We start from the raw sequence: 14,243 nt of genomic DNA on the forward strand, positions 1-14,243 counted from the left end.
CCCCCGGCGATCTGGATTCAGTCGCCGGGTTCGGCGCGATAGACTGCGCGCCCCTCGTCGCGGCCAAACCGCAGGTAGTGAACGAGCGCGTTCATGCCCGACGCCCTGACATCGGCGTTCGCGGCGTAGTATTTGGCGGTGGAGAACGCCGCGCTCGGATCGCGCCCCTCCGCGCAGCCGTGACGAAGGTAATGCAGACGGGGCGAAGCGCCGGCGGCCGCAACATCCGGATAACGCGCCAGGTAGTACGCGTCGTCAAACAGATCGCTACGCCGCAACAGCCATTCATCCTTCCTTAGAGCGATGAAGGATTCCAGCCCGCCGGCGTTCTCCGGGGCGGAAGAAGCGCCCGAATCCGCAGGTTCGGGCGTCTCGACCTCTGCGATCGGCGCGACCGGCCGGTTCCGCTCCACGAATTCGAGCGCGTCCGCCAGTTCGACCGGGGAGTCGCCGCCCGGAAGATGGTAGATCGGATACCAGACGCAGAATGCGTCGAAGAGTTCTTCGAGCGTGCGCGTCCGGCGCCGATGAGGAACGGGCTGACGGTCATCGGTCAGCCCCCATCCCGCGTAGAACGGCGCGCCAAAACAGATCACTTTCTTGCCGGCAAACAGCGCCTCGAACCCGACCTGGCTGGAGCCGACATAGACGGTATCGACGAGATCGAAGAGCGCGAAAGGGTTGATCGCCTCGCGAATCACCCGAATCCGGCCCTCGTCGCGCAGTTGGGCGAAATACGCTGCGCGGCGCCGGTTCTTCGACCATATCGTGTCGGGATGTGTCTTCACGATGATCGCGGCGTCAGGGTTCTCGGCGCAGGCCGCCCGAAGCATGGCGTCGAACGAATCCGCGTCCAGCCGCCCGAAATGCACCGAGGCGTCGCCGACGGTCTGGTCCGCGACCAGGACGGCCCTCGCGTATCCCGTCGGCATGGACGGCCCCTTCAGCGACTGGGCGTTGTATTTGGTGATCCGCGACGAAACGATCCGCCGCATCGACGCGCGCGCCATCTCCCGCGCCGCGATCGAGAGGGTCTGACGCTCGTTCAGATGCGCGATCAGACGGCTCGGGTAATCCGTCATGTAGTAGAATGCGCGGTCGTCATAGACCGTTCCCAGGCAGCCCGCGACATCCGGCGCCTCGCTGAATTTCAGGTGGCTGTGGGTGGAGGCGATAAAGGCGGTTTCGGCAAAGAGGATTTCGCTTTCCCCAAGCCCGCGCTTCATCGCCAGCATGGCGCCGGGATGCGACATTTTCGGCTCAGGCAGAATGGCGCCGAAGAGGATCTTCGTCGCCGGCGCTGCGTATTCCCTGCTCTCCACCGACACGGCGCCGGGAAAGAGCGGCTGAACCGGCTGAATGAAGCCCCGCCGGAGCGCCGCCGTCCGCACGCAGAGCGTCATCGGCTCTCCACGGGCCGCCAGGACGCGCGCGCGCGGAGCAGCGTCCGCCAGGGGGCGCGCCTGCGCTGCGCTGAGGACCGACATGAAGCGGCCGTAGTATTCACGGCCTTCGTCGTCTTTCATCGCGCAGCCGCCTCCCGCCGCCATTCCACCCGCCGGCGCGAGTCCTGTTCCGGCGCGCCGCGACATCTCGCGCCAGGCGATCGACACCGACAGTTAGAGCAATGCGGCCCGCCGGTCCATCGGGGGGAGTCTCCGGCGGCGCGCGAAAACTCTCCGGCGCAATTCTTTGCGACTAACCTAAAATTAAGCGACAGCGGCGCATCGTCCCCCTGCTCCCAGAATGGCGAGTGGCGGGAATGGTCGCGACGTGAACACGATTCTATCCAGATTGACGCTGTCATGGGGGGCGATGGAGCCTCGTCGCCGCGCCATGCTGGCGGTTGGCGCGATCGCGCTCGTCATCGTGCTCGGGCTTTTCGCCCGCATCGTCTCGCAGCCGACCATGGCGCTTCTCTATTCCGGGCTCGACAGCGCGGCGGCGAGCGGCGTGATCGAGGGCTTGGAGCGGCAGGGCGTTTCCTACGAAGTGCGCGGCGATGCGATCTACGTCGCCTCCGACGTCCGGGACCGGGTGCGAATTACGCTTGCCGGCGAGGGCCTGCCGGCCGCCGGCGAGGCGGGCTACGAGCTTCTCGACGGGCTCTCGGGTTTCGGCACGACGGCTGAAATGTTCGACGCCGCCTATTGGCGCGCAAAGGAAGGAGAACTCGCGCGGACGATTCTCGCGTCGCACCGGGTGATCCGCGCCCGCGTCCATATCGCGCAAGCCAAGCGCCGCCCGTTCGAGCGCGAGAAACCGGTGACCGCCTCCGCCACCGTCACGACCTCCAGCGGCGCGCTCGGACGCAAGCAGGCGGAGGCGATCCGCTATCTCGTCGCTTCGGCCGTGTCCGGACTTTCGATCCAGAATGTCGCCGTGATCGACCAGGAGAACGGTGTGATCCTGCGCTCCGGAGAAACCGAATCCGACGCCGGGGACGATACCGACGCGCGCGCGCGCGCCCTGCAGGAAAGCGTCACAAGGTTGCTCGAAGCGCGCGTCGGGGCGGGCGGCGCCATCGTGGAGGTGGCGCTGGAGACCCAGCGCGCGAGCGAGACCCTGCGCGAACGGCTGCTCGACCCCGAGAGCCGGGTCGCGATCCACACGGACACCGAGGAGAGCACCGACAGCGCGAACGGCGCCGCCGGCGCGGTCACCGTCGCCTCCAACCTGCCGGACGGCGATGTCGAGGGGGGCGACGACAAATCGACGCGCGAATCGGCGAAAACCCGCGAGCGCGTGAATTTCGAGGTCTCAGAAACCGTGCGCGAAACCGTGCGCCCGGCGGGCGCCGTCAGCCGAATCACCGTCGCGGTCATGGTGGACGGGGTGCGCTCGGACGACGGTTGGGAGCCGCGCCCGGCCGAGGAGCTCGATGCGTTGCGCGATCTCGTCGAAAGCGCCGTCGGTTACGACGAGGCGCGCGGCGACCGGGTGACGATCGAAAGCATGGAGTTCGTCGAAACGGCGCCGCTTGGCACGGTCGCCGAGGCCGGGATCACCGACGTTCTGGCCGCGAACGCGATGTCGCTGATCCAGATCGCGACGCTCGCGCTCGTCGCCCTGATGCTCGGCCTGTTCGTCGTCAGGCCGATCCTCTCCGTCGCCGGCCCGGTGCGCGGCGAGGACGAGGACTTCCCGCTGCTCTCGGTCGGCCAGCCAGGCGAAGCCCTGTCGATTCCACCGGGTGAAATGATCGACGCCGACGCACTGAGCGTCGACGGGCGCGCGCTCCTCGAAAGCGTGGTCGCGGAAAAGCCTGAAGAAGCGATCCGGCTTCTCGGCCTATGGCTCGACGACGATTCGACCGCGACTGAGGGCGCATGAGCGCGCGCGCAGTCCGATACGAGGATTTCGCCGACGGCGCCGCCCTGCGGAAGCGCCGCGCAAGCGACCGACCGGAGGAGGCGGTGGAGATCATGCTCGCGCGCGCCCGCGGCCAGGCCCGCGCCGATGGTTTCGCCGATGGCGTGACGCAGACCGAAGCGCGGATCGACCGTGAACTTGAAGCCCGGATCGACGCGGTGCTGGCCGCGCTCGACGAAGCGCGCGCTGCGCGGGCCGCGGCGAAGCGGGAAGCCGCCGAAGAAGCGACGACGATCCTCAAGACCTTCCTCGACGCCGTCGCGCCGCGGCTCGCCGAGTTTAACCTCGCACGAGAGATCGTCGCCGCGCTGGACGCCGCGTTCGCCGCCGCGCCCGAAATCTGCCCCAAGGTCGAGATCGCGCCGGCGCGGCGCGATCAACTCACGGTCGAGCTCGGGCCCCGCGCGGCCGATATCGAAATCGTCGCCGCGCCCGATCTTGGCGAATCCGAAGCCAGGGTCTCATGGCGCGGCGGATTCGACCTGATCGACACCGCCGCCGCCATCCGCCGCGCGCTCGATGTTCTCGACGCCCATCTCGCCGCCGCTGAGCGGCCCTCGTCGGCCGAAACCATGGAGTAGAACCGATGAACGACCAGCCAGAACCACGGACCGAGGCCCCCCGGAAATCCGACGCGCGGACGCACTCCACCCCCGATGTCGGCGATCTCGTGCCGCTCGCCGAACCGGACGCCCCCGCCCCCCCCGCCGACCGGCGGCGCAAGGCGGTCCTGAGCGTCCCGATCGAGGTGGTGATCTCCGTCGGCAAGGCGCGCCCGCTCCTGAGCGATCTGGTCGCCCTGCGCCGCGACAGCGTCATCGCGCTGGACAGCAAGGTCGAGGACCCGGTCGAGATCATGATCGGCGATCGCGTCATCGCCCGCGGCGAGTTGCAGGAGATCGACGGGGAAACCGGCCGGCTCGGCGTCAGGCTGACCGAAGTCGCCGACCTCTCGCAATCGCTCTGAACGCGATGACCCTGCGCCGCCTCAGCATCTTCGCCACCGCCTTCCTCGGCGCGGCCGGCTTCGCCGGGGCGGCGGCGGCGCAGGCGCTGAGCGTCGATCTCGGCGGCGAAGGGGCGCTGACGCTCCAGGTCGTGCAACTCTTCCTGATGCTGACCGTGCTCAGCCTCGCGCCGGGCATCGCCATCATGGTGACGTGCTTTCCGTTCATGGTCACCGTGCTTTCGATCCTGCGCCAGGCGGTCGGCGTGCAGCAGGCGCCGCCGAACATGCTGATCGTCAGCCTCGCGCTCTTTCTCACCTATTTCGTCATGGCGCCGACATTCGACGCCGCCTGGCGCGGCGGCGTCGGCCCGTTTCTCGACGGCGAGCTGACCGCCGAAGCGGCCTTCACCGAGACGCTCACCCCGTTTCGCGGCTTCATGGAGGGCCGCGTCGACCCGATGACGATCGACGCGCTCCGCGAAGCGGCGCCGATGCGGGCCGAAACCGCGCCGCCGGAGACCGAAACGCCGCTCTCGCTCCTCATTCCGAGCTTCCTGCTGAGCGAGATTAAGCGTGCGTTCGAGATCGGCTTCCTCATCTTCATCCCTTTTCTCATCATCGACCTCGTCGTCGCCTCGATCCTCATGGCCATGGGCATGATGATGGTGCCGCCGGCGATCGTCTCGCTGCCATTCAAGCTCGCCTTCTTCGTCCTCGCCGATGGCTGGACGCTGCTGGCGGGCGCGCTCGTGAGGGGCTACGGAACATGACCGAAACGGAGACCGCGCTCGCGACAGTCGCGCCCGGCGCGATTGCGAAATCCACCGGGACCGCGCTTACCGCAGCGGGCGCCGATCACGCCGGCGCCCACCCGGCCGACCGGCTGGAGCAGGCGGAGAAAGCGGCGATCGTTCTCGTCGCGCTCGGCCCCGAGACCGCCGCGCGGCTTCTCGCCGGTATCGGCGAGCGCCGGCTCCACCGGTTCGCGCGCATCGTCAACGGGCTCTCCGAAGTGCCTGCGGACGTGGTCGAACGGGTGATCGCGGAGTTCCTGCACAAGATCGAGGACACGCGCTCGGTCGGCGGCGGCGCGGTCGAGGCGCGGCGCTTCCTTTCTGAAGTGCTGGACAAGGATCAGGTCAACCGGATCATGGGCGATCTCAACACGAAGGGCCGCTCTGTCTGGAGCATGCTCGGCGACGTGCCGGACGTGCGCATCGCGAACTGGCTCCGCTCGGAGCATCCCCAGGTGGCGGCGATCGCGCTCTCGCGGCTCTCACCGGTAAAGGCCGCGCGCGTGCTGGAGCGGCTCGGCCAGGCGGAGGCGGAGGATATCGTCATGCGGATGGGTCCGGCGGCGATCGCCGATCCCGGCGTCACGGCGCGGATCGGCGACGTGATCGCACGCGATTTCCTGCCTGCGGCGATCTCACAGCGGAACCGGCCGGAACCGGCCGACCTGATCGCCGGGGTGATGAACCATGTCTCCGCCGCGGTACGCGACCGGCTCCTGGCGGCGATGGTCGACGCCGCGCCAAAACTCGCGGAAGCGGTGAGAAAGGTGATGTTCACGTTCGAGCATATCCCAGAGCGGATCAATCCGCGCGATGTCGGCCTGATCACCAAGTCTGTCGATGAGGCGGTGCTTCTTCGCGCGTTGAAAGCCGGCGGCGAACGCGGCCGCGCGACCGCCGATTTCATCTTCGCCAATATTTCGAAACGCCTCGCAGAGCGCCTGCGTGAGGATCTGGAGGCGCTGCCGCAGCCCACCCGCAAGGAGGGCGAAGAGGCGCAGACCGCGCTGGTCGCCGCCATCGTCGATCTGCGCGAAAGCGGGGCGCTGAAGATAATCGTGACCGAGTCCGGCGAGGATTGACGCCGGCGCGCCCCGTCCCCCCCCCGATCGAGCGAAGGGCGCAACCCGCACGGCCATGCGATAGCTTGTCTGGTGCTCGTCGAACCGTCCTGCGCGCCGAAGCGTCTCGGCAAGGATCGCTTTCGCGCCGACCCTCGATGCGCAACCGGCGAAGCGCGCGCTATTGCAGCACGAACTCGGCGTGCAACGCGCCGGCGGCCTTCACGGCGCTCAGAATGTCGATCATCTGGCGCGTTGAGACGCCGAGCGCGTTAAGCCCCTCGACCAGGTTGGCGAGCGAGATCGATTCCGGCACGATCGCCATGCGATCGACCTGCTCCTCGATGCCGACCTCGGTGCGAGGAACCACCACCGTCTCGCCGTCGCCGAACGGGCTCGGCTGCGAGACGACAGGCGTCTCACGCACCCGGAGCGTCAGATCCCCCTGAGCGATGGCGACGCGGCTGATGCGCACGTCATCGCCAAGAACGATGGTGCCGGAGCGCTGGTCGATCACCACGCGGGCCTTCTGCTCCTTGTCGATGCGGATATTCTCGATCCGCGCGATGGTTTGCGCCGCGCCCGCAACCGCGACCTGCGAGGAGTCGATCAGCACGGTGCCGGAATCCTGCATCCGCGCCACATTGGCGCCGAGCTTGCGATTGATGCTCCGCGCGATGCGCGAGGCGGTGGTGAAATCCGGGTCGCGCAGTGCGAGGCGCAGGTCGTTCAACGCCTCCATCTCGAAATCGATCTCCAGTTCGACCCGCGCGCCATCGGGGATCACCCCGCCGGTTGGCACGCCGCGCGTGATCGAGGCGGCGTCGCCCTCGACGGTGACGCCGCCGGCCAGCACCGGCCCCTGAGCGACAGCGTAGATCCTGCCGTCGGCGGCGTTGAGCGGCGTCATGATCAGCGTGCCGCCCCTGAGCGACTCCGCGTCGCCGATGGCGGAGACGGAAACGTCGATCCGGCGTCCCGCGCGGGCGAAGGCCGGCAGTTCCGCCGTCACCAGCACCGCCGCCACGTTCTTCGGCCGGATCTGCTCGCCATTGATGTTGATGCCGAGCCGCTCGAGGAGGTTCGCCAGCGCCTCTTCCGTGAAGGGCGAGTTCCGGATGCCGTCGCCGGTACCCGGCAGGCCGACGACCAGCCCGTAACCCACCAGATCGTTGCCGCGCACGCCATCGAACTCCACCAGATCCTTGATCCGTACATCGGCGTTCGCGGCCTGCGCCGCCAGCATCAGTGCGGACAAGCCGGTGAGAATCGCGCGCACAAAGCCGCTCACAGGAAGTTCGTCAGATTGAGCGACGAGAGCCGCGCCGTGACCGACAGGATCGTCTCGAGCTGCGTCTCCAGCGAGGTGAAGGCGACCGCCGCCTCGAACGGATCCTTGGCGATGACCGCGTTGCGCGACTCCTGCAGAAAGGTCCGCTCCGAGGATATGCGGATCTTGGCGGTTTCGAGCCGCGCCTCCGCGATGCCGATCTCGCCCCTCAGGCTGACCACCTCGTCGATCGCAGAGAGACCGCGCTGCGCCGCCTCGCCCATCACGATCATCCGGTTCTCGTTCGTCGCGCCCGGGTATCCGCCCTCCACGCCGATCACGCCGAGCGCGAGCGCGGTCAGCGCCTGGACGATCTCCTCCCGGTCGGCCCGTAGCGCGAAATCGACGCGCTGGCCGGTTTCGACCTCGGCCGCGGCGGCGTCGGTGAGCGAGCCGAGATAACCCGTCGCGGCGAAACCGGCAGGGTCGCTGAAATAGTCGTCGACCGCGGCGATCGCGCCGGCCGCGTCGGTCGCCGGGGCCACGCGGGCGGCGATCTGAGCCAGAATTTCATCCCCCGGCGCCAGCGCCGCGCCATCGGTCGCGGCGCCGGAAAACAGCATCCTGTCGCCGAATCTCGTGTTGAGGGCGGACACGGCCTCTTCGAATGCGCCGCGCGCGGCCCCAGCCTCCTGCTCGGCCGAGGCCACATCGCCGATAGAGACCGCCGCCGCCAGACGCACGCCGACCGTGCCGGTGGCGTTCTGCAGCCGCTCCAGCGCGGTCTGCGTCGCCCCGATACGCCCGATCGCGACATCGATCGAGATCGCGCGCTCCGCGTTCAGCGCCAGTTCGCGCTCCAGCGCATAGAGCTTGATCGGATCGCCACCCGAAGCCTCGATGACATCGGCCTTCCGGCCGGTGGTCACCTCCTCGGAGGCGCGGGCGAAATCGGTCTGGACCTGCGCCAGAAGCCGCGCGCTTCTCAAATTCGACATCAGGTCGGGCGTTCCGGTGGCGTACATGGGCGGCGCTCCTTGCTGGAGGAAGGTCAGAGATTGATCAGGCGTGCGAGAAGCTCATCGACGACCGAGATCACCCGCGCATTGGCCGCGAACGCCTGCTCGACCACCAGAAGCCGCGCCAGTTCCTGATCGGTATCGACCCCGGTTCGCGCGAGCTGGGCGTCGGAGAATTCGTCCGCCCGACCGCGCTGATAGACGGCCTCGCTTTCGGCGGAGGCGGCGCGCGTGAGCAACTGCGCGCTGATCTCGGCGGCGAAACCGGCGGCGCTGCGCGAGCCGCTGAGCCCGGAACCCGACGGCGCCGCCACCTGAGCGACCAGCGCGTCCTGCAGGCCGCGCAGGACCGCCGACGCGCCGACGTCGCCCTCGGTCGCCGCGCCGATCCCGTCGCGGAGCCGAAAGAGCTCCCCGCCCCGATCGGGGTCGACCGCCGGATTGACGTCAAGACGCAGGGCTACACCGATCAGGTCGGCGGGGTCGTAGGCCGCGCCGCCATCGGTGAAGAGCCCCGCGTCGCCCGGCGCCAGCGTCGGATCGGCCGCCAGCCCCTGCGTCCGCTGGATCAGGTCGGCGGCCAGATCGTCCAACCCTGCGGCGATGCCCGGAATGATCCGGTCGCGCAGCTCGAACGCCGCGCTGAGCGTGCCGCCATCCATCAAGCCGGTTCCGTCGCCCTCGCCGATGCGCACCGGCAGGCCGTTGACGACCAGCCCGGAGACGCCGCCATTCGCGATGGTTCGGTCCGGCGTGACCAGCACCGTGGTCTGGAAGCTGAGTTCGAAAATCTTGCCGTCGAGCAGTTGCGCGCCGTTCCGCGCGAAAAGCGCGATGGCGCCGTTATCGCGTTGCACGACCTTCAGCGGCACCATGTCGGAAATGGTGCGGACCAGCCCGTCGCGCCGGTCTTCCAGCGTCGAGATGTCCCCACCGGCGACCACGCGTGAGCGGATCTCCTGGTTCAGCGCCTCGATCCGCCTGATTGCATCGTTGATCGCCGCCACCTGCCGGGCGATCGAGGCGTCGGCGTCGGTCCTGAGCGCCATCGTCTCGCCGGCGGTCTCGTTGATCTTTCCGGCGTATTCATCCGCGGCGACGAACGCGGCGGAGATCAGCTGGGCGCTCTCCGGCGTGTTGGCGGCGGCCGCGAACGCGGCGTCGAGCGCGTCGGCGGCGGTCGCCAGCGCGCCCTCGGCGCCCGGCTCGCCGATCGCGGCGGCGATCCGCGTCAGCGCGTCGGCGCGGCTGCCGGCGTCTCCGGCGACGGCTCCGGCAAGCCTGAGCGCGTCCGTGATCGCCGGCGCGATGGCGCGGGTCACGCCCTCCACCCGGACTCCGCCGATGGCGGAGGCGGAAACCGCGACATCGCGGCGCGCATAGTCTTCGCTCAGCGCGTTCGAGACATTGTTCGAGATCACCTCGGTCTGCGCGGTCGTCGCGCGCAGACCGGTCACCGCGTTCGAGAGAGCCAAAGAGAGGGTCATCGTTCCAGCTTCCCTTGTTCAGACCGCCGCGCTCATCCGCCGCCGGCGCGCCTCATCGCTTGATGTTCGTTGTTTCCTGCAACATCTCGTCCACAGTGCGGATCACCGTGGCGTTGGAGGAATAAGCGCGCTGCGTGGTGATTAGCGATGTCAGCTCCGCCGCGATGTCGGAGGCGGAGCCTTCCTGCGCGAAGCTCACCACCGAGCCGGTCGGCCCGTCGCCAGCGTCCCAGAGATACATCGCACCGCTTTCCAGCGAAGCGATGAAAGACTGCCCGTCAGCCGCCTTCAGCCCGTTGAGATTGGGGAAATCGGCCAGCGGAATCTGGTAGAGCGTTCGCGTGAATCCACCCTCGAACACGCCCTGGACGAGCCCGTTCTCATCTACGCTGACATCCGTGAGCACGCCGACGGGCGAGCCATTCTTGCTCACCCCGGTCGGCCCGAACGCGGTCGCCAATTGGGTGAGACCAGCGTTATCTCCCGGCGTCCCGATATCGAGATCGATCGGGCCTCCGCCGGTGCTGAAGGTGAAGATGCCGGTCGCCGCGTCATAGGCGCCGCCGGCCGCCCCCGTCACCGTGGCGATGGACCCGCCCGCAGCGGCGGTGGTGTCGAAGCCGACGACGAAGCTCGCCACAGGGTTGGACGCCGGATCGGTTTGCGAATCACTGATCTCCACCGTCCATTCGTTGGAGGCGCCCGCTGCGGGAATCGTCGGCGTGAAGGTGAGGTCGAGCGACTGCGACGCGCTCAGATTGTCGAAATACTCGATCGTGAGCGGAATTGGATCGCCGCTCGCCCCGGCCTGCGCCTCCGCCGCCGGGAGGTTGACGCCGAGGCCGATCTCAGTCGTCGGCGAGCCGAAGAGCGCACCGGTGTTGATCTGCACCGGCGACAGCGCGCTGGTCGAATCGCGCGGGAAACTCGGCACCGCTCCGTCGCGGTTCGCCGGCCAGCCGAGCAACGCGAACCCCGAGGCGGTGGTCATGAAGCCGTTCTCGTCCACCCGGAAAGAGCCGGTGGAGACGAACCGCGTCGGTGTCGCGCCATCGGGATTGTCGAGCGACGATATCGTCGTCACGGGTATCAGGCCGCGGCCGCCGATCGCAATGTCGGTGGCGTTGTCGGTGGAGATCAGCCCACCCTTCTCGTCCACCAGGCGAAACGAGGTCGAGGTGACGCCGCCAGCGGCGTATTTGCCGGCGCCCGATTCGGAGATGACGAGCGAAGCGAACTCGGTTCCGGCCCGCTTGTATCCGGCGGTCTGCGAATTCGCGATATTGTCGGAGATCGTGCCAAGCTTGCTCGCGTTGACATTGAGTCCCGCCACGCCGGCGTTCAGTGAGGATGAAAGCGTCATCGCCGTTCCTTCTTCGGTGAAGCGCCATGATGGCGCGCCGCGCTATCCGCCCATACGCGCCGTTCGGGCGCGGAGTGGGCCGGGGCCTTGCTGACCTCATCCGACTTTGCGCCCGGATTTCTTTCGCTCGCGTAAAGTGTTGCGTTCAATTTGAACGAATTGCGCGCTACCTGTCGGAGCGCAGAAGCGTCACCGTCACCCGGCGGTTTCGCGGGTCGAGCGGTGCGTTCGGCAGCGCCAGGTCGCGATCCGCCTCGCCGGTGATCCGCAGGAACCGCGCCGGCTCCACCTCCGCCGCCAGCAGCGCGCGCCGCGCCGAATCGGCGCGTGCGGAGGAAAGCCGCCAGTTGTCGTTGGCGGCGTCGGGGCCGGCGTCCGCAAACGGGGCGGCGTCGGTATGGCCGCTGATCGTGATGGCGTTCGAGACCAACCCGATCACGTCGCCGATCATCGCGAGAATCGCCCGCATCCGCGCCGTCGGCAGGTCGGAGCCGCTGGCGAAGAGCGGCCTCCCCTCCTTGGCGAAAATATCGATCACCAGCCCCTCGTCGGTCACGCGCGTGACGATATGGCTGAGCAGATCGTCCGCGACCTCGCTTTCGCCGGACTTGCCAAGAAGAAGCGATTCGAGCTCCGCCAGCGGTTTCTCGGCCTCGGCCGGCGCGCCGCCGGATTTCGTCTCGCGGCCCTTGTCGACGGGAACGACGCCCACCGCGCCGCCAAGCCCGTCCCGCGCCAGCGTATCCTTCGCGAGCATTGTATCGCCCTCCAGCACCCCGTCGCCGCCGCCGGAGATCGGGGAGATCGGGATGCTCGGGGTGAAATAGTCGGCGATGCCCTTGCGCTGGCTCTCCGTCGTCGCGTTGAGCAGCCACATCAACAGGAAGAACGCCATCATCGCGGTCACGAAATCGGCATAGGCGACCTTCCACGCCCCGCCGTGATGACCGTCGGCCGCGACAACCTTCTTGCGCTTGATGATCGGCCGCGCCTCTTTCGTACCGTCCGCCATCGCGTCCTCCATCGCCGTTCCTTCGTCTTATGGCCGGTTCACGCCTAAGAAAGGGTTTCGGTGGGACGCGGGCGGGCGCGGTTAAAGGAATGGCAATAAGCGGCGGCGATAGATCGCCCTGAACACGGCGACGGGAGCGGAACGAGATGCGCGGAGTTTCCCATGCAACCCTCAGACGGAAGATCGAGGAGGCGCGCGTCAGCCACCCGCCGCTTCGCGATCCGGAATTCGTCGGCGACCTTTTCGCGCGGCTGCTGGAGGAACGCCTGCGCGTCGCTTTTCGCAGCCCCGTCGCAGCCAGCGTCGGTGCGGCCCGGATGGCGAAACTCTCGGACGCGCTGAGAGAGGCCGAAAACCCGGCGCTTTACGGCGTGGCGGAGACTCCGGCCGGTCAACTGGGCGGCGTCCTGACGCTGACCGCGCCGCTCGTTCACGAATCGATAGAGGCGATGACCGGCGCGCACGGAGCCGAAGCAGCGCCTGACCGCATGCCGACCGCGATCGACGAGGCGCTTGTCGCCGGCTTCGCGGAGGATGTGATCGATTGTTTCGAGCACGCGGTGATCTCCGGGCCGCGGCCCGGGCGCGGCGTCGCCATGGGCTTCGCCCGGTTCACGCGCAAGGCCTCCGCGCTGGCGGAAGCGCCCGACGCGATCGATACGCTGGCGTTCCGGCTTTCGCTGAGCATCGGCGACGGCGGGCCCGCGCCGCTCTCCTTCATCGTTCCGCTCGGCGTACTCGACATGTATCGGGCGGCGGAAAAGGCGGAAAGCGCGAAACGGCCGCTGATCGCCGGGCCCTCGGCGCCGGAGGCGATCTGGACGTCGACCATGCTCGCCGCGGTGCAGATGGCGGAGTTCCGGCTTATCGCCGTCCTCAATGAAATGACCCTGACGGTGAGCGAGATCGGCGAACTGGTTCCCGGCTCGATCATCCCGCTGCCGGTCGAACAACGCATGGAGGTCGGCCTCCGGCTCGATACGCGCAAGGGCGTCGCCGGCGCGCCCGAGATCGCCGCCGGCGCGCTCGGCGTCGCAGGCGGACGGCGCGCGGTGAAGATCGGCACACCGCCGGAGCACGCCTTCATCGAAAACCTGCGGCCCTATGCGACCGCGCCTGCCAGCTGAGCCGCCGCCGCGAGACTTGCGCCCCGGCGCGCCTTCACCTATAGCCCCATCCTTCGAGCGGAACCGCCGGCGAAAGGGCTGCCGAGGGGTTCCTGAACGCTCTTCACCAGAGAGGAGACCGAAATGCCCAAGATGAAGACCAAGTCGAGCGTCAAGAAACGCTTCAGGCTCACGGCCAGCGGCCTCGTCCGCGGCCAGCAGGCGGGCAAACGCCACGGGATGATCAAGCGGACGAACAAGTTCCTCCGCAATGCGCGCGGAACGACGATCCTGTCGGAGCCGGATGCGAAGATCGTCAAGAAAATGATGCCCTACGGCTGACACGGGAGCGCTGAGACATGTCACGAGTAAAACGCGGCGTCACCACGCACGCCCGCCACGCCAAGATCCGCAAGGCCGCCGCCGGTTATTACGGTCGGCGCAGCAACGTCATCCGCGTCGCCAAGCAGGCGGTGGACAAGGCGCAGGAATACGCGACGCGCGACCGCAAGGTCCGCAAGCGGAACTTCCGCGCGCTCTGGATCCAGCGGATCAACGCCGCCGTCCGCGCGCATGACGACAGCTTGACCTATTCGCGCTTCATCAACGGCCTCGCGATCGCGGGGATCGAGGTGGACCGCAAGGTGCTTGCCGATCTCGCGGTGCACGAGCCGGCGGCGTTCAACACCATCGTCGATCAGGCGAAGGCCGCGCTGGCCTGACGTCTTTCGGAATCGCAGACAGGGCGCCCGCGACGGAACTCCGTCGCGGGCGTTTTCTTTTCCGGCGCGGCGGATAGGGTCAGGCGCA

Annotated in this window: 14 protein-coding genes; 8 read left to right on the plus strand and 6 right to left on the minus strand. The window is 68.1% G+C overall.

Annotated elements, in window-relative coordinates:
• Positions 1-17 precede the first annotated feature (17 nt).
• Positions 18-1,526 (minus strand): capsular polysaccharide export protein, LipB/KpsS family, encoded by a 1,509-nt coding sequence (locus tag G5B40_RS07885; RefSeq protein ID WP_165097223.1) that lies wholly within the window; start codon positions 1,524-1,526, stop codon positions 18-20.
• A 247-nt stretch (positions 1,527-1,773) separates the two neighbouring features.
• Here G5B40_RS07885 and fliF point away from each other — a divergent pair, with 247 nt between their 5' ends.
• From fliF to G5B40_RS07910, 5 genes are all read left to right on the plus strand, one after another.
• On the plus strand, positions 1,774-3,333 hold the full coding sequence (gene fliF, locus G5B40_RS07890) for a flagellar basal-body MS-ring/collar protein FliF (RefSeq protein WP_246209755.1): 1,560 nt from the start codon (positions 1,774-1,776) through the stop codon (positions 3,331-3,333).
• Entirely contained in the window at positions 3,330-3,953 is a 624-nt protein-coding gene (locus tag G5B40_RS07895) for a hypothetical protein (protein ID WP_165097227.1), read from the plus strand. Before fliF ends, G5B40_RS07895 begins: the two co-directional genes overlap by 4 nt.
• A gap of 149 nt (positions 3,954-4,102) precedes the next feature.
• Positions 4,103-4,339 (plus strand): FliM/FliN family flagellar motor switch protein, encoded by a 237-nt coding sequence (locus G5B40_RS21160; RefSeq protein WP_246209834.1) that lies wholly within the window; start codon positions 4,103-4,105, stop codon positions 4,337-4,339.
• Positions 4,340-4,344: 5 nt separating this feature from the next.
• Complete coding sequence (fliP, locus tag G5B40_RS07905; RefSeq protein WP_165097231.1) at positions 4,345-5,091, plus strand: flagellar type III secretion system pore protein FliP; 747 nt, start codon at positions 4,345-4,347, stop codon at positions 5,089-5,091.
• Entirely contained in the window at positions 5,088-6,197 is a 1,110-nt protein-coding gene (locus G5B40_RS07910; protein WP_165097233.1) for a FliG C-terminal domain-containing protein, read from the plus strand. The genes fliP and G5B40_RS07910 overlap by 4 nt, the downstream gene beginning before the upstream one ends.
• A 160-nt stretch (positions 6,198-6,357) precedes the next feature.
• Here the strand turns inward: G5B40_RS07910 and G5B40_RS07915 are convergent, their stop codons facing one another.
• The 5 genes from G5B40_RS07915 to G5B40_RS07935 form a co-directional block, all read right to left on the minus strand.
• Positions 6,358-7,422 (minus strand): flagellar basal body P-ring protein FlgI, encoded by a 1,065-nt coding sequence (locus G5B40_RS07915; RefSeq protein ID WP_165103389.1) that lies wholly within the window; start codon positions 7,420-7,422, stop codon positions 6,358-6,360.
• Positions 7,423-7,463: 41 nt separating this feature from the next.
• Complete coding sequence (locus tag G5B40_RS07920; protein WP_165097235.1) at positions 7,464-8,471, minus strand: flagellin; 1,008 nt, start codon at positions 8,469-8,471, stop codon at positions 7,464-7,466.
• 26 nt (positions 8,472-8,497) lie between these two features.
• Positions 8,498-9,952, minus strand: coding sequence for a flagellar hook-associated protein FlgK (flgK, locus tag G5B40_RS07925; RefSeq protein ID WP_165097237.1), 1,455 nt, complete (start codon positions 9,950-9,952; stop codon positions 8,498-8,500).
• 52 nt (positions 9,953-10,004) lie between these two features.
• Positions 10,005-11,315: a flagellar hook protein FlgE gene (locus G5B40_RS07930; protein ID WP_165097239.1), complete on the minus strand. Its 1,311-nt coding sequence runs from the start codon at positions 11,313-11,315 to the stop codon at positions 10,005-10,007.
• 166 nt (positions 11,316-11,481) lie between these two features.
• Positions 11,482-12,339: a flagellar motor protein MotB gene (locus tag G5B40_RS07935; protein WP_246209757.1), complete on the minus strand. Its 858-nt coding sequence runs from the start codon at positions 12,337-12,339 to the stop codon at positions 11,482-11,484.
• A gap of 134 nt (positions 12,340-12,473) precedes the next feature.
• On the opposite strand from G5B40_RS07935, the gene G5B40_RS07940 reads away from it, so the two are divergent.
• The 3 genes from G5B40_RS07940 to rplT all read left to right on the plus strand — a co-directional run bounded on the left by G5B40_RS07940 (position 12,474) and on the right by rplT (position 14,155).
• The gene (locus tag G5B40_RS07940) at positions 12,474-13,454 is read left to right on the plus strand and encodes a FliM/FliN family flagellar motor switch protein (RefSeq protein ID WP_165097241.1); all 981 of its coding nucleotides are present in this window, start codon (positions 12,474-12,476) and stop codon (positions 13,452-13,454) included.
• Between the two features lie 123 nt (positions 13,455-13,577).
• A complete protein-coding gene (gene rpmI, locus G5B40_RS07945) occupies positions 13,578-13,775 on the plus strand; it encodes a 50S ribosomal protein L35 (RefSeq protein WP_165097243.1) in 198 nt (65 codons plus the stop codon).
• A 17-nt stretch (positions 13,776-13,792) separates the two neighbouring features.
• Positions 13,793-14,155: a 50S ribosomal protein L20 gene (gene rplT / locus G5B40_RS07950; protein ID WP_165097245.1), complete on the plus strand. Its 363-nt coding sequence runs from the start codon at positions 13,793-13,795 to the stop codon at positions 14,153-14,155.
• Positions 14,156-14,243: the final 88 nt, after the last annotated feature.

The organism is Pikeienuella piscinae, assembly GCF_011044155.1.
Taxonomy (GTDB): domain Bacteria; phylum Pseudomonadota; class Alphaproteobacteria; order Rhodobacterales; family Rhodobacteraceae; genus Pikeienuella; species Pikeienuella piscinae.